The sequence below is a fragment of the Mucilaginibacter sp. HD30 genome (genome assembly GCF_054061755.1).
Map to the genome: position 1 here is coordinate 4,248,894 of NZ_JBSSEO010000001.1, position 17,200 is coordinate 4,266,093.

The window sequence follows — 17,200 nt, forward strand, 5'->3', positions numbered from 1 at the left end:
AAATTTAAACGTACTGTTTTGGTTTATTTAGAGGAAAAAAAATCGTTAGTTAATAAAGGGATCACGCACCTGCTGCAGGTTAAAGATTCTGATATAAGATTGCTTAACCTGTACCAGTGCAGGCACGCGGTAGATAGCTCTATCCACATTGGCGGTGCGTCGTCTGCAACTATACCAATGGTTAGCCTTTTTTACGGCGGCATTATTGATGTAAATGTAGAACAACCAACCGCTACAGATCAGGATATGTTTGTGCTGAGCAAAGGCCACGCCGTAGCTACTCTGGCATCTATTTACTCAGATCTGGGTTATTTTGATAAGGCCGTATTAAAAAATTCGCGGTCGGTTAAAAGTATACTGAATGGTCACCCCGGTCCGGTATTGCCCGGTGTTCACGTTGCCACCGGCCCAATGGGCCAGGGCATCGGCGTGGCGCAGGGTTTTGCGGTAGCAGGCCAGCGTTCGCCGCAATTTGATGTTTACACGGTTACCGGCGACGGCGAATTACAGGAGGGGCCTGTTTGGGAAACCGTAATGTACGCAGGTGCCAAACGACTGGATAACCTTTGCGTAATGGTTGATAACAACGGGGGCCAGTTGGATATAACCAGCACCCTGCACTTTCCGCATAACAGCTTAAGCGGCACCTTTGCCAGCTTTGGGTGGAAGGTAATTGAGGTTGATGCTACCAAGTATCACCCCGTTTATGCTGCCTTGCAGGACTTTAAATATGGTGAGCGAGATGGCAGGCCAACCGTCATCATCTGCAAAACCACAAAGGGGCATGGTGGCTTGTCAGACTATATGAATACCCACAAGGCCACCATTGCTACTGATATTCTAGACCAGGAAGATCAACTGCAGTTCAACCAACGAACTGCCCGAGAGCTGGATTTCTTTAAATTCTTCAACCGGTTAAGCGGCGAAGAATTTGAAGAGGTGCGAGCCACTATTCAAAAACATGGGGAGAAGATCGGTCTTAAAATTGAAAAAGATAAGATCACAAGCATAGACACTCCTGTTAAAACTCAAAAAGCACCGGTACGCGATAAAAAGATAAGATACAACGCAGCACAATTACCTAAGCTGGAAAAGGGGAAACCTTATGCAGCCAATAAAGTGATTGAGCTATCCATGAAAGCCTTTGCCCAGGACGAGCGCGTATTTTCTGTCGACTCCGACCTGGCATCTACCAGCGGTTTGCAATCGGGTATTGGGTTTGTTGACAAATACCGTGCGTTAAACGCCGGTGTGGCAGAATCAAACATGATGTTGTTAGGCGAGGCGTTTGCCATATTGGGCGGTAACGCCTGGGTAAGTACCTTCTGCCCGTTTTTTGACTGGAAGGTTATGCGCCGCATTGCCGTTGGCCATCAGGAGCGCCTTGAGGTTATTGCCGAGCCTGACGGTTGGCTAAGTGAAGGGCACGGATTGGATTATACCATGGTTGCCACCGCAGCCGATCTGGAAACACAATCAAACGGCGCTACCCACATGGGCAATGACGATGTGATGCTGTTTAACGAAGTTGCTCAGCTCAAGATCATCAATGTATCGTGCCCGCAGCAATTATTGGGTGTTTTAAAATGGATAATGGAAGGCAATAAAGGCATGATCTACATGCGTTTGCTGCGTGCGCCATCCAACGCTATCTATGATGCCGATTTTAGCTTTGAGTTTAGCAAAGCTTACATTGTTAAACACTCGGCAGATGCAGAGGCTACAATAGTTAGCTCTGGTCGTGGAGTGTACGAGGCGCTGGATGCTGCTGATAAGTTAGAAGCAGAAGGTATAACAGTTAACGTGGTTGATATGCCCACTATTGATGCCGATGCCATTGTTAAGCTATATCGCTCAGGTAAGCCGGTGTTTATTGCCGAGCAGAACAATGGTTACCTGTGGTCGCACTTCCGCAAGGTGCTATTTGAGCAGGAAAGCAGCATCAATACCAAACAGCTTATCGCCATCAACACAACCACTAACGGCGGGTTGCATTACATCCACTCCGGCACGTATGCCGAGCTGGCGGCACATTATAACCTGAACGGAGCTGCGTTAAGCCAAACCATTTTGAACACTTTAAAAACAGTTTAATACGATATTGATATGACGATTATAAACGAAGCCGACGTACCCGAAGTAGAGCACCCGGGCAGGTTTATGCGCTGGCTGGCCAGCGAAGATTCGCTTAAAGCTAACCATTTGTCTTGTTGTGTTATCCGTGTTTTGCCTGGCCAGGCGGTAAGGCCGGCGCATTCGCATCCGCAAAGCGAGGAGCTGATCTACATTATAAAAGGCAACGGCAAGGTAATGATAGAGGGGGAAGTTGGCGAGGTGCGCGAAGGCTCTGCCATTTTGTTTGAACAAGGCAAAGTACACATGCTGAAGAACACCGGAGATACTGAAATGAAAGTGGTATGCTTTTTTGCACCTGCCACCAATATTGATAACTATAAGATGTTTGAGGGAATTGATTTCCCTGAATAAGGCACCCTTTTTCGGTTGGGTTTAATGCTGAGCCTTCCTGAGCGATCGGGAGGGCTTTTTTGTGCTGTGCTGTCCCACACGAGTGTGAGACAGATTGAGATACCGTGGGACAATTATTGCAGCAACTATTTGATAGTAAGTTATTTGACTTTTTTAAGCGGGACAAAGTGAGACTACTTATTCGTCAGGAAGTTTAGCTGTGGATTTGCGTTAAATTGCTGTTTATCAGTACGAATACAAAATAGGCATTTTTTGTCCCACTTTCTCGTCCTAAAATAGGTTTACCCATGGTTTAATTTTTAATGGGCAGACTAAAATAAAATGTAGAACCTTTGCCCGGCTCGCTGTCTACCCAAATTTCACCGCCATGATGGTGGACGATCTCTGCGCTTAGGTACAAGCCAATGCCAAAACCAGAAATGTGCCTTGTATTGCTGCTTTCTACGCGGAAATAACGCTCAAAAACTTTTGCCTTATCCTCGGGCGACAAACCGAAGCCTTCATCTTTAACGCTTACATGTACTTTATCGTCTATCACTTCGCATTTTACTTCAACTTCTTTTCCCTTTGGCGAGTATTTAACCGCATTGCTCACAAGGTTGGTAACCACCGAGCCTATCTTATCTGCATCAGCATTAACAATTATATGGCATAAATTCATGGTAATATTGTGAGTAGATACACTCAGAGCAGTTTCTTTAACCACTTCTTCTATCAGGTGGTGCAGGTCGAATTCTTTTTTGTCTATCAATAGCTTTGCAGACTCCAACCTCGACACATTCAGAAAGCCATTTATCATCTTACTCATCCGCTTAACCTGTAGGTTGGCTTTTTCCATTGCTCCCGCCAGGAACGGATCTTCGTTATGCTTTAATTTGGCATTGGCAACCTGCACAATAGCGGTGAGCGAAGTTAGCGGGGTTTTTAGTTCATGACTCACCATCCCAATGAAATCATTTTTGCGTTGTTCGTCCTCTTTTTGTTCTGTCACATCATTGGTAATACCGGCAAAATAAGTTTCTGAATTGTTAGCCACCTGCTGAAAAGTACCTACCGACCGCAGCCAGCGTTGTTTATCATCATGAAATCCGATGACCGGAAAAATCAGATCAAATTTGTCGCCCTTTGTAATTGCTGCTTCCACCATATCACTAACAGCTTGCCTGTAATCATCCCGCACTTGCGCTATAAGGTCCTGGTAGGACGGGTTTTCATCACGCCGAAAACCATGTAGCTCTTTCAAACGCGACGAAGCATAAAACTCCAGCGTTTTGGTATTGATAGAATAGGTACCCGAATCAGATGCTTCTATTGCTAAACGAAGTGCTACTTCGCTCTCCTCAACTTTTTGCCTGGCATGAAGCAGTTGCTGATTAACTAACTCTAACTCATTATTAGTTGCTATCAGTTCTTCATTGGATGCTATTTGCTCTTCGTTACTGGCGGCCATTTCCTCGTTAATGGCCTGCAATTCTTCTGTACTTTGCGCCAGGGCATCTTCCATCCGTTTGCGCTCTGTCACATCGCGCGTGGTGCCGGCAATAGCCTCCACTTCGCCGTGATCATTAAGTACGGGTATCAATATGTAATCATAGATCCTTCGACCCAATGTTGCGTGCGGAAAAGCAACTTCGCCGCGTATAGGCTGTTTGTTGGCTACTATCCGGTCGGTTTCCCGCTCGTGCATGGTTGCGTGCCACTCTTCATACCCATGGTCCCTGAAGCCCCTTCCAATAGCCGTATCCCAGGTTTTTCCCCACATGTTAAGCAGGGCCTTATTAACGTAAGTAAATTTATAGTCAAGGTCCCACACATACATCAGATCGGGTGTGCCGGATGTGATGGTTTCATAGATCCGTTTTTGCTTATCAGCTTGTTCGCGGGCTTCATGAAGTTCCTGCTGGATTTTTATGAAGCCCGTTACTTCGAAAACAATATTAACTATACCATCTATATCGTTGTTGTCATCGCGCTGCGCATAAAAGCTTGATGTGAAATATCTATCTTTTGTCGGGCCGCCTTCATAATCTGCAACAGGTACCAATAGGTTATCAACCTGATATGGCGTGCCGGTGCTATAAACCTTCAGTACCTCATCCTGTAAGGGCGTGCCTACAAGTTCTGGTAGGGCTTCAAAGATGGGCCGGCCTAATACATTCCTATGGGGTATTATTTTCTGATAAGCGGGATTTATTAACTCATAAACCAGATCGGGGCCTTGCAGTATGCAAATACTGGCTGGCGCTTGCATAAAAATGCTTTTTAGCCTATTGCGCTCCCGTTGAAGAATAGCTTTTGCATCAGCCTCTTTTTTGCGCGCGGCTACCTGTTTTGTGTTTTCTAAAACCCATACCGACACCTTGGTAACTTTGCCGGTTTTATCTGTTACCGGCGAATAAACGAAAGTTACAAATACTCTTTCTACCACGCCATGCCTGGTAATTACTAATTCTACCTCATTTCCGTAATAAGGTTCGCCCGTGGTTATTACGCCGGTCATTGCCGGTTCATTCAAAGGGCGGGTTTCTGTAAATACATCCCAATAGCGTTTGCCCAAAACTTCATTTTGGTGTTTTCCTGCCACCTCCAGAAATTTATCATTAACGGTCTCAGTAACTAAGCTGTCAGCATTGAGGATACAAATGCCAATAGGCGCAGTAAGTATGGTTTTATTCAGGTCTTCTCCGTCGGCAGATAACATAAAAGATAGTCGTTTTAACAATCAACAACCAAAATAACTAAAAATCAACATTTTTGTTTAATGTGACGGTTGCAGTTTCTTTATAATTTACAACTTTATTGTTTACCACACTTGTTTTAAATTGTCAATAAACACAAAGCGCCCTTTACGGGCGCCATGCATTGTAGTTTAAATTACTCTTATTGTTGGCCTTGCTCAACCGGTTTTTGCTGCTCGTCCATCATTTTAGTTACAGCACTGTCGGGCATCAGGTTGGCCGAACCAACCATCACTTTGTTCTTAAACCCGGATATAACATAGTCATCGCCGGCCATTAAAGCTTCATAGCCATCTTTCGCAACGTCTGCAGGGTCAGACATGGCGTCTTTATCCTGTACTATTCTGCTTTCATTCATGCCTGCTTTATTGAAGAAATCTGTATCCGTAACGCCCGGCATCAGGGTAGTGAAAGTAACGCCCGAGTCTTTCATTTCCTGGCGAATAGCCATGGTGAATGAATATACAAAGGCCTTAGTCCCATGATAAACTGCCTGCCATGGGCCGGGCATTTTGCTGGCTATTGATCCTAAATTAAGCACCCTGCCTTCGCCGCGCGCAGCCATTTGCGTTGCAAAGTGTTTGGTAAGTATTACAGTAGCGCAAATATTTAGGTGAACGATATCCAGTTCGCGCTCAATGTCATTCTCCATAAATAAACCATATACGCCTTGCGCTGCATCATTAACCAATACATCCACTTGCTGACTTACTTCCTGACACAATGCAAAAGCTTCATCCATTTTTGAAAGATCCTTTGCAATAGTGTCAACTTGTACACCAAGCCCGCGCAGCTCAGTAGCTGTGTTGTCCAATTCATTTTGATTACGCGCCACTATGATCAGTTTATAGCCATCCAGCGCAAATAATTTTGCTAATTCTTTGCCTATACCACTGGTTCCGCCGGTAATAAGGGCCGTTTTTGTTTGATTTTCCATAAGTGTATTTTTTATTTTATTCTCCTGGTTGTAACACCACTTTTACGCAGTCTTCCTCTTTCTCATCAAATATCTTATAGCCATGCGATACCTGGCTAAGCGGCAGTTTATGGGTAATGATGTCATCCAGTGCCACTTTTTCTTCTTTAACCAGATCTATCAGATGATCTATATAATTTAACACAGGTGCCTGTCCCATTTTAAGGGTAATTCCTTTATCAAACAGCCTGTGTAGCGGGAAATTATCGTAAGGTGAACCATAAACGCCCATTATGGATACTGTGCCAGAACGACGCACGGCTTCAAAGCAAAGGTCTAAAACTTTCATGCTGCCTTTTTCAAAATTGATGGTGGCCTTAACCTTATCCAGAAATGTGCGTTCCGGCTCAAAGCCAACCGCGTCCACGCACACATCTGCACCACGGCCGCCGGTCATGGCACGAATGGCTTCAACCACGTCTACTTCGTCGGGATTTAGTGTGTCTACTTTATTAACAGCTTTGGCTTTTTCAAGGCGATAGTTTAGCGGATCAATAGCTATAACCCGGCTTGCGCCGTTTATCCATGCCGCTTTTTGCGCCATTAACCCAACAGGGCCTGAGCCGAAAATTGCCACTACTTCGCCACCTTTAAGCTGAGCCCAATCAATTGCAGACCATCCTGTGGGGAAAATGTCGGTTAGGAAAAGTACTTGTTCATCCGTCATGTTATCGGGTACTATGCGCGGACTAATGTCTGCATAAGGCACGCGCACATACTCCGCCTGCCCGCCAGAGTAACCGCCATACAGATCGGTATAACCAAACAAGGCCGCGCCTTTCTGATCCATCAGATCGCCGTTTGGCCCGTAGTGTTTATAATTAGAATTTTCGCAAGCCGGTGATGCGCCGTGACAGCAAAAAAAGCAGTGCCCGCAGGCAATAGGGAAGGGTACTACAACACGATCACCTTTTTTTAAATTTTTAACTTCTGCGCCTACCTCTTCCACAATTCCCATAAACTCGTGTCCCATTATCATCGGCTCTGGTTGCGGTACCGCGCCGCTTAGTATGTGAAGATCAGAACCGCAGATAGCTGTGGATGTTACTCTCAATATCACATCCGTGGCCTGTTCAAGGCGCGGGTCTGGCATTGTATCGTAACGAATATCGCCAGGTTTGTGGAAGACTGCTGCTTTCATAAATAATAGGTTTTAGTAATTATTGATTAATAAAATTTCTTATTATAGAAAATTAACAAAGAGTATTCCACAGTAAAGGCAGCGGCATAAATAATTTGCTGTTGGAGGGAATAGTAAGAGATTATGGGCTAAAGTATGGAACCGCGATAAGGGTGGCGTATAGATTTTGCTACGACAATGTTATTAACTGCCTAAAATTAGTAGCGTTTTAGTATAAAGAGGGCTGAATTGACTTACTATAAAAATTCTGCTAAAAACTCCTCTGGCAAATAAACAGGTAAAGAAGGGATTGCTGCTTTCTTAAGGTGTTTATCGCAAGTTATGAAATAATCAATTTTATGGTGTAAGGCGGTATAATATTGTAACGCATCTTCAATATCTGTCATCGCAGAATTTAACGCGTTGATAACTAAGTCGTGTTTGCAATCAATAACTTTTACAGCAGTTAATAATTCTAAAAGTATCTCTTTTGTTTTGATCTTACTATAGGTCTTACTCAACCAATACCCTGTTATGTGTACTATAGCCGGAGTTATATAAGGTTGAAATTGTCCGTCAACCACATGTTCAATTAACTGTTGTGATGCATTATAATTCCCTCTTTTTAAAGTGAAGTTTAATAGGATATTAGCATCAAGGAAAATTTTAGAAGCCATATTTAGAAGCTTGATCCTCGTAATAAGCTTTCTTTAAATCGATGTTTTCGTCAATAGCAGGCTTTTCTAAACTTTCTATTAAGTTAATAATATTCGATTTTTTTCTCGGTTTAACAATTTTGCTAAAGTATGCTTCAACCAAATCAGAGACGCTGGTTTGATGCTTTTCAGCATATGCCTTAATCTGTTTAACCAAATCTTTTTCTATAGACAAGTTTACATGCGTTTTCATATAACAAATATACGTATATATTTAATTTATGCGCATAGATTCTATGCGTTCTTCAACAAGTAATCTTTAAATCCTTCAAAATCTTTACCCAACTCAACCGATTGTTTTTCTTTTGCCTGTAGCTCTTTTACCTGGTCTGGCTGGTCAATTTTTGCTGCTATTTCTTTTGAATAAGCATCCGGAAACTTGCATGGATGAGCGGTGGATAAAAATATGCCGGTCGCCTCATCTTTATTCTCCTGCTGATGATCTTTTAAAGCGCGCCACGCTATTGCGGTATGCGGACAAGCAACATATTTGTAATTGGCGTAAATAGCTTCAATAGCGGCGCTTGTTTCTTCGTCGGTATAGCTATATCCTTTTATTAATGTTTTAAGCTGATCTGCATCTGCTTTGAACAGGTCGGCAATGCGCACCCAGTTGCTTGGATTGCCCACGTCCATCGCATTTGATAGCGTAGCTACAGATGGTTTCGGATCGTAAACTCCTGTCTTTAAAAACTGCGGAACGGTATCATTAGCGTTAGTTGCAGCAATAAATTGATGGACGGGTAAACCCATTTTCCACGCTAACAGGCCTGCACCTAAATTGCCGAAATTGCCGCTGGGCACAGAGAATATCACTTTGGTTTTGCCTTGTTTTAGCGCCTGCGCATAGGCATTAAAGTAATAGAATGTTTGCGGTATCAAACGCGCTATGTTGATAGAGTTGGCTGATGTTAAACGGTACTTCTCGTTCAGTTTAGCATCTGTAAACGCTTGTTTAACCAAAGCCTGGCAATCATCAAAAGTGCCGTTAATTTCTAAGGCACGAATGTTTTGTCCGTTGGTGGTTAACTGCAGTTCTTGTATATCGCTTACTTTTCCTTTGGGATAAAGAATAGTTACGCGGGTATTCGGTACACCTAAAAAGCCTAAGGCTACGGCGCCGCCGGTATCGCCTGATGTTGCTACCAATACATCAAGCTGCTTTTCGCCTTCCTTAAGAAAATAACTCATTACACGGCTCATAAACCGTGCACCGAAATCTTTAAACGCCAATGATGGTCCGTGGAAAAGCTCCAATACATAAGCTTTATCTTCCAGTTTTACAATGGGTGCGTAAAAGTTAATGGCATCGTATATAATGGCTTTCAGGTCTTCTTCCGGAATATCATCACCTATCAAATTGCTCGCTACATGAAAGGCAATTTCTGGCAGGCTGTAGCTATCCAGGTTATTGAGGAAAAGGTCGCTTAAACGAGGGATGTTCTGAGGCATGTAAAGGCCCTTATCCTGCGGCATGCTGTTAAAAACCGCCTCTTTAAAGCTAACGCTTGATTCCGGATTATTGGTACTGTATAATTTCATTTGAGCCCCCTCTAAATCTCCCCCGGTAGGGGAGACTTTAATATTTATTCATTAGTTAATTAAAAGCCCTCCCTACCGGGGAGGGTTTGGGTGGGGCTTATATCACCCTTGGCCCTGCATCATTAATTGGTGATACATACGCTTGCGAGCCGATCTTTATCGCAGTTAAATGCTTTTGTAATTTCTGGGTGATCTGCTTTGCTGTTTCTTCATCTTTTGTAAACGCAAATACCGATGGGCCCGAACCGGAAATGCCGAAACTCACCGCGCCTAACCCCATCGCCATTTCGCGCATTTTGTAAAAATCAGGTATCAGCATAGAACGTACCGGCTCAACCAAAACATCTTTCATGCTGCGGCCTATCAGGTCAATATCGCCCATAAATAAACCGCTTACCAAACCGGCAATATTGCCCCATTGGGTAACGGCATCTTTCATATAAATTTTATTGCGGATGATCTGCCTGGCTTCGCGGGTAGGCACATCAACATCAGGGAACACGATGGCGCAATACAAACCTTTAGGGTGCGGTAATCTAACCACATCCAACGGCTCATAGCTGCGGATCAATACAAAGCCACCAAACAGGGCGGGCGCCACGTTATCCGCATGCCCATGCCCGCAGGCCATTTCTTCACCTTTCATGGCAAAGGGTAAAAGTTTTATCGGGTCGCTGTCATCGCCCAAAAGGGTTTTAATAGCAAACAAACCCGCCACAGTACTTGCCGAGCTGGAGCCCAAACCGCTGCCAATAGGCATTTTTTTATGCAACTCAATATCCAAACCTATATCATCACGACCGATGCTTTGCAGGTAATGCTTTACACTAACACTCACCGTATTTTTTTCCGGGCTAAGCGGCAACCTGCCGTCATCTCCGGTAATTTTGCTAATGGTAATACCCGGTTTGTCAGTAATCCGCATTATCACCTCATCGCCCGGCTCGTTTACGGCAAAGCCCAACACATCAAACCCACATACCACGTTGGCAACGGTTGCCGGGGCAAAAACGTGAACGCTTTTTTCTTTTATATCAAATGCTGGCATTTTTTCCGACGTTACTAATTCTTCCATGTTTGTATTGTAATCCTTATTAAATGGTCATTTGCATATCTGCATATCCACTCATCTGCAAATCATCTACGCCCCTACATTTATCAAATCAGCAAATACACCAGCCGCTGTAACCTCTGCACCCGCACCAGGGCCTTTAACCACTAACGGGCGCTCTCTATATCTGTCGGTTGTGAATGATATGATGTTATCACTGCCGGAAAGAGTAAAGAAAGGGTGATTTTCATCAACCATTTCAAGTGTTATAGCCGCTTTGCCGTTCTCTAATATGCCTATGTATCTTAACACTTTGCCATTGCTTTCAGCTTGGGCTTTAAGGTTGGCAAAATAGGCATCTTCTGCTTTTAAGGCAGCGTAAAAATCATCAACCGATTGCGCATCTAAACAAGCTTGTGGTAAAATGCTGCCTATTTTAACATCATTTGCCTCTAAACTGTAGCCCGCATCGCGTGCCAGGATCAGCATTTTGCGCATAAAGTCGGTGCCACGCAGGTCATCACGCGGATCAGGTTCGGTATAGCCTTTTTCCTGCGCCAGTTTAACCACATCATGAAAACTTACAGCACCTTTAAAGTTGTTAAAGATGAATGATATAGTGCCCGACAAGATAGCTTCAATGCGCTGCACGCGGTCGCCACTGTTCATCAGATCTTTTAAAGTGCGGATGATGGGCAAACCTGCACCTACGTTGGTCTCATAAAAGAAATCAACGCCGTGCTGGCGCGCCGCATCGCGGAATACTTTATACTGACTGTATGGCCCGGAGTTACCTATTTTATTACAGGTTACTATAGATATAGTTGATTTCAATACATCCTCGTAAAAAGCAATTGGCTTAGGGCTTGCGGTGTTATCAATAAACACGCAGTTAGGCAAATTCATACTTTGCATTTTGGCAACAAAGCCGGCCAGGTCGGCAGTATCGTGCGATCTTTCCAGTGCTTCTTCCCATTCGTCCAGATCAATGCCATCACTGTTGAATGCCATTTTACGGGTATTGCTTATGCCTGCAATTTTAACCTGGATACCGTTATTTTCTTTAAGGAAGGTAGTATGACCATTCAACTGCTTAAACAGTGTTTTGCCTATGTTGCCGGTGCCCAGGCAAAAGGCGTGCAAGGTTTTGGTTAACTCAACAAAGAAAGCATCATGAACTGCGTTTAAGGCCTTGTTCAGATCGCTTGCTGATATGATAACCGATATATTATACTCTGACGAGCCCTGCGCTATTGCACGTACATTTACCCCGTTACGGCCAAGCGAACTGAACAATTTTCCGGATACACCCGGGGTTTCCTTCATATTTTCGCCAACAACGGCTAAAATGGCAAGGTCCTGCTCAATATCAATGTTTTCCAGTTTTTTGGCCATCAGCTCCAGCTCAAACTCCTGTTCAATAACCTTCATGGCTTTCTCGGTATCAGTAGGTGATACGGCGAAAGTTATACTATGTTCTGAAGATGATTGCGTAATCAGTATAACGTTGATCTGTTCGCGGGCAAGTAATGAGAACAAGCGGCCGCTAAAGCCTGATTTGCCCACCATGCCGCTACCCTGAACGTTGAGTATACTGATGTTATTAATAGATGATATGCCTTTTATGACCAGGTTTGATGGCTTGCAATCGTGACGGATAAAAGTTCCCTTAAATTCCGGCTCAAAAGTATTGCGAATAACAATTGGGATCTTCTTCATGAAAGCCGGGATCATGGTAGGGGGATAGATCACCTTTGCGCCGAAGTAGGATAGCTCCATGGCTTCCGTATAAGTTAACTCCGGCAGGCTAAAAGCCTTTTTAACCATGCGGGGGTCGGCGGTCATCATGCCGTTAACATCGGTCCATATTTCTATTTCTTTTGCGTTTAGCGCTGCCGCGAAAATGGCCGCTGTATAATCACTACCGCCACGGCCAAGGGTGGTTATTTGCCCCTGATCGTTGCCGGAAATAAATCCGGTAACAAACAGCATTTTATCTTTATGCCCGTTGTAAAACCCACGGATGATCTGCTCTGTAATTTCTGTTTGTACCCTGGCGTTGCCAAAACTGCTATCGGTTTTTATCAATTCAGACGCGTCAACATAAATAGCCTCGGGAAAATATTGCGCGGCTATCCTGCTTATCATCATGGCAGAGCAACGCTCGCCGTAGCTTAAAACCAGGTCGCGGGTTTTTGGTGTAAGCTCGCGCAGGGTTAAAATGCCTTGCAAAAGTTCCTCTAACTGATTAAAGTTTAGCTTAAGGCGGGTTAAAGCAGGGTTTTGGTTTTGAATCTCCAAAAGTTCCTTTACTACATCAAAATGGCGGCGCTCCAATTCGGCAAGACCGGCAACAAAGTCGTGTCCCTCCGCAGCCTGTTCTGCCATTGAAAGCAGCAGGTTGGTTACGCCGCTCATGGCAGACAGCACCACAATTGGCTTTTGGCCCGTTGTTGTCACCTCGTTCTTTAAAATATCAATTAAAGTACTGATGCTCTGAACTGAACCTACGGATGTGCCGCCAAATTTTAAAACTTTCATTTGTAATAGCTATTAAACAAAAACGCCTTCCCCGGTTTCCGGAGGAAGGCGCTCATGTGGTTTTTTCTTTATCTGGTTACACCATACGATTATCTTCCTCCGATATTTATCCCGGTGGTAGTAATGGTTGTTGTTATGGTGTTAGTTTTTATCATTGTTTTATTGCGTGGGCAAATTAAACGGTAAATTTTCTAAATAGCAAAATTAAAGCGTTATTTTTTTTATTAAGTCTACAGACTTTGTATACCTTGTTGGTGCGGGCTATGTTTATAACGCTTAGCCAGGTAACCTGTAGCCAATTGCGGATCAATATCAACAACCAACACACCCGGTACGGTATACGGCTGATGTGCTATATAACTACCATCCGGTGCTATAACGGTACTTGCGGACTCAGGATATTCAAAAGCATAATTTACACTAACAAAATATACGCTGTTCTCAATGGAGCGCATCATCATTGCTTTTTCGTAATACGGACTGTTTCTATCACCCCATTCTGTTGGTACATCACCACTTTTATTACTGCCCGCTGCATGCGGATGGAAAACTACCTGCGCCCCGCGCCTTGCTGCCCACCTTGCGGTCTCTGGGTAGCGGAAACCTTCGTGACAGATAACAATGCCGAATTTTAAGCCATTCACCTCAAACGTCTGCCTGTCGGTCCCTGCATCCCAAATGTTGTCTTCGCTGGGGTCAAGCTGTACTTTGGCTTGATAGCCTAATAACTCTCCCTGGGCAGATATTACATGCGCCACGTTTAAATATTTATCGTCAGCGTACCAGTCCATAGGCAGTATTATGGCAATGTTATTTTCGGTGGCTATTGCCTTAGCTTCTTGCAAGGCCAATTGCAGCTCTTCGGGCGAGCACTTGCTTACATTAAATTCCTCGTAGGGGTAACCGGGAAGGAACGATTCGGGAAAACAGATGATCTCCGCCTTTTGCGCAGCCGCTTCCTGTGTCAATTTTTTTAGTGATTGCAAACCATCATTAACAGATTTTGGAAATGTGGGCGAAGCTAAAGCAATTTTCATGTTGGCGTTGTTAAGGCCTAAAGATAAGCAGCGCAGGCGTTTTATTTTTCAGCGCTTTGTTAAATTTATACCTTTACATCTTAAATGCAGGGATTAATTACCAAATCAACCGGAAGCTGGTACCAGGTGCAAACACCCGAGGGGGAGAAGTACAACTGCCGCATAAAAGGTATTTTCCGTACCAAGGGCATCCGCACAACCAACCCCATTGCTGTTGGCGACGTGGTTGATTTTGAAACAGAGCCCGAGCAGGAAACCGGTGTGATATCTCATTTGCATCCGCGTAAAAACTACATTATCCGCAAATCGGTTAACCTGTCTAAACAGGGGCATATATTGGCCGCTAATTTAGATCAGGCATTGCTTATTGTTACGCTGGCATCACCGCGTACCTCGTTGGGTTTTATCGACAGGTTTTTAGTTACGGCGGAGGCTTATGATATCCCTGCCATGCTGATTTTTAACAAGCTTGATCTTTTCAGCGGCGAAGGCCTGGAGATATTGGCAGATTACAAAGCTATTTATGAGCAAATAGGCTACCCTTGCTTTGAGGTATCTGCTACAGAAGGCACAAACATTCAACAGGTTCAGGATCTGTTAAAAGATAAGGTAACGTTGTTATCCGGACACTCCGGCGTAGGTAAATCAAGTTTGATCAATGCCCTTTTACCCGATCTGAGCCTGCGCACCAGTCACCTATCTGAATGGAGCGATAAAGGCACCCATACCACCACCTTTGCAGAAATGTTTGAATTACCGCAAGGTGGTTTTATTATTGATACCCCCGGCATCCGCGAGTTAGGCATTATAGATATTGAACAGCACGAGCTTGGCCGTTTCTTCCCTGAAATGCGCACCCGCATGCAGGATTGCCGCTTTAACAACTGCCGCCACATTAACGAGCCAGGATGCGCCGTTTTGGAAGCGTTGGAAGATGGCGAAATTGAATTATCGCGCTATGAGAGCTATCTGAGTATTTATAATGGGAATGATACGAGGGGGTGAGGTTGCCTAACTACGCGGCACGACAATTATTTTATACACTCTCGAATTGGTGTTGCTAAGTACATTCAAAGTGCCGTTCTTCCAGTATACAGCCCTGCCCAGAGGAGTTTCTCCCCCGACATAAACATCATCAAAATTTACAGCGATTGAATACACATCTGAGGCGGTATTTTCATCAGAAAGCCTTACCGCTACGCCGTTTTTCCAATAGGTAACTACTCCATAAGAATAGGGAGAGTAGTGAGAAAAGCCTACAAGATATATGTCATTATCATGAACAGCGATTGCGTACGCTATAGGTAGCACGGTTTCATCTGGCAGTACAGATGGTACTCCATTTTTCCAAATAATAGCGGTGTTTATGTTTTCAGAAGCTAATGACTTGCCTCCTACTATAAAGACGTCACCTTTGTTTGAAGTAACGTCATTGGAGACTGAAGCGCCGCCCGGCAGTATTGTTTCAATTCCGTTTTTCCAATAAACAGCTTTTGCGGTTGAATTAACTACGATATTATTCGTTACAGACCCAACAATATACACATCACTACCATTAATGCTGATACTCTCTGCAACGGCGGTATTACCGGAATAAGGAAGTGTTTGCCCAATTCCGTTTTTCCAAAGGACAGGGCGCCGCCCACCTCCTGATGGATTCATGTTTCCAATTATATAAATATCGTTGCCAGATAATGCAATGCCAGTTGCACCGCTGTAATCTACACTATCAGCGAGTTTCGTAGCGATGCCATTTTTCCAATAGGTAATAACTCCTTTGCCGGTAGCTGTTAAAGAACGTCCAACAACATATATGTCGGTCCCTTTGACGGCAATTGAAGTCGCCTCTGAGCTTATATTACTTAAAATCTGAGCCACTCCGTTTTTCCAAATAGTCGCAACGGTTTTGTTGCTGGTATTGGTAGTGTAACCTGCTATATAAACATCAACTTCTTTTTTTACGGGCTCGGTTGGTTCTGGTGTGTTTTTTTCAGGCTTTTTGCACGAAGCGACTGCAGCTAAAACTACAATAGAAAAAAGTAAGTGTCTTAACTTCATAAGGTAAAGGGATTATAGGTAAATATAATACTTAAATAATAATTCAATCCGTTAAATCCTGAAACACATACCTTTCATCGTATTTAACATCGTAATCTTTTAATATATCCAGGTATTCGTCTTTGAAACTTCGCTTAGCGTGATGCTCTTTTTGATTTAAAATATATTTGACAACACCATCAATTTGTGATCGGCTGTTGCTAAACGCACCGTAACCTTCCTGCCATTGGAATTTTCGGGTTGTTAATTTTTCTTTGTTGATGAACTCAGAACTGTCGCCCTTAACCAGGCGCATTAATTCAGAAATTGATTGTTTAGGAGTAAGCCCGATGAAAATATGTGTATGATCTGTAGCTGAATTAATAGCCAATAACTTGTGTCCGTTGTTTTGAATTATACCGGTGATGTATTTGTGTAAACGTTCTTCCCAATCGGATTTGATCAAAGCTTCACGATATTTTACAGCGAATATAAAATGAATGTATAATTGTGTATAAGTATCAGGCATATTGTAAAAATATGCATTTGTTTCGGATTAAGGGTAGCCCTTCCAGGGCAAAATCTTTTCATTTTTTTTCTACAAACAGGTAGCCCCTCCGGGGCATTTTTGGTTACCGTATGCTCCAGCGGGGCTACCTGTTTGCAGGTTAGGGGTAGCCCTTTTCAGCGCAAAATTTCAGTTTATTTTTTTCTACAATAAACCCATGCCCCAGCGGGGTTACCTGTTTGTAGAAAAAAAGAATAGAAGTATTTTTATCTCGTGGGTGCTACCCATTCATATGTACTAAGCCATGCCCCGGAGGGGCTACCTGTTTGTAGAAAAAAAGAAAATTGAATTACCGTGCCCCGGAGGGGCTACCCATCGGCGCGCTTAGAGGACTTTTATCATTGAAAAATATTAATGTTATTAATCAAACAATACTTTTTCTTCCCA

14 protein-coding genes are annotated in these 17,200 nt (G+C 43.7%); 3 read left to right on the forward strand and 11 right to left on the reverse strand.

Annotated elements, in window-relative coordinates; all coding sequences use genetic code 11:
* The first annotated feature begins 18 nt into the window (after nucleotides 1-18).
* Together ACVW2L_RS19975 and ACVW2L_RS19980 are read left to right on the forward strand one after the other, a co-directional pair.
* Nucleotides 19-2,094 carry a transketolase C-terminal domain-containing protein gene (locus tag ACVW2L_RS19975; RefSeq protein WP_457129716.1) on the forward strand — a complete coding sequence of 692 codons (2,076 nt, stop codon included), beginning with the start codon at nucleotides 19-21 and terminating at the stop codon, nucleotides 2,092-2,094.
* A gap of 12 nt (nucleotides 2,095-2,106) precedes the next feature.
* Complete coding sequence (locus ACVW2L_RS19980; protein WP_457129717.1) at nucleotides 2,107-2,487, forward strand: cupin domain-containing protein; 381 nt, start codon at nucleotides 2,107-2,109, stop codon at nucleotides 2,485-2,487.
* Between the two features lie 292 nt (nucleotides 2,488-2,779).
* On the opposite strand, the gene ACVW2L_RS19985 is transcribed toward ACVW2L_RS19980, so the two are convergent.
* The 9 genes from ACVW2L_RS19985 to ACVW2L_RS20025 all read right to left on the reverse strand — a co-directional run bounded on the left by ACVW2L_RS19985 (nucleotide 2,780) and on the right by ACVW2L_RS20025 (nucleotide 14,208).
* Nucleotides 2,780-5,188, reverse strand: coding sequence for a PAS domain-containing protein (locus ACVW2L_RS19985; protein ID WP_457129718.1), 2,409 nt, complete (start codon nucleotides 5,186-5,188; stop codon nucleotides 2,780-2,782).
* A gap of 179 nt (nucleotides 5,189-5,367) precedes the next feature.
* A complete protein-coding gene (locus ACVW2L_RS19990) occupies nucleotides 5,368-6,162 on the reverse strand; it encodes an SDR family NAD(P)-dependent oxidoreductase (RefSeq protein WP_457129719.1) in 795 nt (264 codons plus the stop codon).
* A 16-nt stretch (nucleotides 6,163-6,178) separates the two neighbouring features.
* Nucleotides 6,179-7,342: a zinc-dependent alcohol dehydrogenase gene (locus ACVW2L_RS19995; protein ID WP_457129720.1), complete on the reverse strand. Its 1,164-nt coding sequence runs from the start codon at nucleotides 7,340-7,342 to the stop codon at nucleotides 6,179-6,181.
* 236 nt (nucleotides 7,343-7,578) lie between these two features.
* Nucleotides 7,579-7,998, reverse strand: coding sequence for a type II toxin-antitoxin system VapC family toxin (locus tag ACVW2L_RS20000; RefSeq protein WP_457129721.1), 420 nt, complete (start codon nucleotides 7,996-7,998; stop codon nucleotides 7,579-7,581).
* Entirely contained in the window at nucleotides 7,988-8,230 is a 243-nt protein-coding gene (locus tag ACVW2L_RS20005) for a DUF6364 family protein (RefSeq protein WP_457129722.1), read from the reverse strand. The genes ACVW2L_RS20000 and ACVW2L_RS20005 overlap by 11 nt, the downstream gene beginning before the upstream one ends.
* A 41-nt stretch (nucleotides 8,231-8,271) precedes the next feature.
* Nucleotides 8,272-9,579: a threonine synthase gene (gene thrC, locus ACVW2L_RS20010; protein ID WP_457129723.1), complete on the reverse strand. Its 1,308-nt coding sequence runs from the start codon at nucleotides 9,577-9,579 to the stop codon at nucleotides 8,272-8,274.
* A gap of 97 nt (nucleotides 9,580-9,676) precedes the next feature.
* A complete protein-coding gene (locus ACVW2L_RS20015) occupies nucleotides 9,677-10,654 on the reverse strand; it encodes a homoserine kinase (RefSeq protein WP_457129724.1) in 978 nt (325 codons plus the stop codon).
* A 66-nt stretch (nucleotides 10,655-10,720) separates the two neighbouring features.
* Nucleotides 10,721-13,171 carry a bifunctional aspartate kinase/homoserine dehydrogenase I gene (gene thrA, locus ACVW2L_RS20020; protein WP_457129725.1) on the reverse strand — a complete coding sequence of 817 codons (2,451 nt, stop codon included), beginning with the start codon at nucleotides 13,169-13,171 and terminating at the stop codon, nucleotides 10,721-10,723.
* Nucleotides 13,172-13,401: 230 nt separating this feature from the next.
* A complete protein-coding gene (locus tag ACVW2L_RS20025; RefSeq protein ID WP_457129726.1) occupies nucleotides 13,402-14,208 on the reverse strand; it encodes a carbon-nitrogen hydrolase family protein in 807 nt (268 codons plus the stop codon).
* A gap of 84 nt (nucleotides 14,209-14,292) precedes the next feature.
* Between ACVW2L_RS20025 and rsgA the strand changes: the two genes are divergently transcribed.
* A complete protein-coding gene (gene rsgA / locus ACVW2L_RS20030; RefSeq protein WP_457129727.1) occupies nucleotides 14,293-15,213 on the forward strand; it encodes a ribosome small subunit-dependent GTPase A in 921 nt (306 codons plus the stop codon).
* Nucleotides 15,214-15,219: 6 nt separating this feature from the next.
* On the opposite strand, the gene ACVW2L_RS20035 is transcribed toward rsgA, so the two are convergent.
* Nucleotides 15,220-16,266 carry a hypothetical protein gene (locus tag ACVW2L_RS20035; RefSeq protein WP_457129728.1) on the reverse strand — a complete coding sequence of 349 codons (1,047 nt, stop codon included), beginning with the start codon at nucleotides 16,264-16,266 and terminating at the stop codon, nucleotides 15,220-15,222.
* Between the two features lie 43 nt (nucleotides 16,267-16,309).
* Nucleotides 16,310-16,774, reverse strand: a complete 465-nt coding sequence (gene tnpA, locus ACVW2L_RS20040; protein ID WP_457129729.1) for an IS200/IS605 family transposase — start codon at nucleotides 16,772-16,774, stop codon at nucleotides 16,310-16,312.
* Nucleotides 16,775-17,200 lie beyond the last annotated feature (426 nt).

Bases quoted from the DNA above. Each gene is read 5' to 3' on its own strand.
- ACVW2L_RS19980 (WP_457129717.1), top strand. From the start codon at position 2,107: ATGACGATTATAAACGAAGCCGACGTACCCGAAGTAGAGCACCCGGGC.
- ACVW2L_RS19985 (WP_457129718.1), bottom strand. From the start codon at position 5,188: ATGTTATCTGCCGACGGAGAAGACCTGAATAAAACCATACTTACTGCG.
- ACVW2L_RS19990 (WP_457129719.1), bottom strand. From the start codon at position 6,162: ATGGAAAATCAAACAAAAACGGCCCTTATTACCGGCGGAACCAGTGGT.
- ACVW2L_RS19995 (WP_457129720.1), bottom strand. From the start codon at position 7,342: ATGAAAGCAGCAGTCTTCCACAAACCTGGCGATATTCGTTACGATACA.
- ACVW2L_RS20000 (WP_457129721.1), bottom strand. From the start codon at position 7,998: ATGGCTTCTAAAATTTTCCTTGATGCTAATATCCTATTAAACTTCACT.
- ACVW2L_RS20005 (WP_457129722.1), bottom strand. From the start codon at position 8,230: ATGAAAACGCATGTAAACTTGTCTATAGAAAAAGATTTGGTTAAACAG.
- thrC (WP_457129723.1), bottom strand. From the start codon at position 9,579: ATGAAATTATACAGTACCAATAATCCGGAATCAAGCGTTAGCTTTAAA.
- ACVW2L_RS20015 (WP_457129724.1), bottom strand. From the start codon at position 10,654: ATGGAAGAATTAGTAACGTCGGAAAAAATGCCAGCATTTGATATAAAA.
- thrA (WP_457129725.1), bottom strand. From the start codon at position 13,171: ATGAAAGTTTTAAAATTTGGCGGCACATCCGTAGGTTCAGTTCAGAGC.
- ACVW2L_RS20025 (WP_457129726.1), bottom strand. From the start codon at position 14,208: ATGAAAATTGCTTTAGCTTCGCCCACATTTCCAAAATCTGTTAATGAT.
- rsgA (WP_457129727.1), top strand. From the start codon at position 14,293: ATGCAGGGATTAATTACCAAATCAACCGGAAGCTGGTACCAGGTGCAA.
- ACVW2L_RS20035 (WP_457129728.1), bottom strand. From the start codon at position 16,266: ATGAAGTTAAGACACTTACTTTTTTCTATTGTAGTTTTAGCTGCAGTC.
- tnpA (WP_457129729.1), bottom strand. From the start codon at position 16,774: ATGCCTGATACTTATACACAATTATACATTCATTTTATATTCGCTGTA.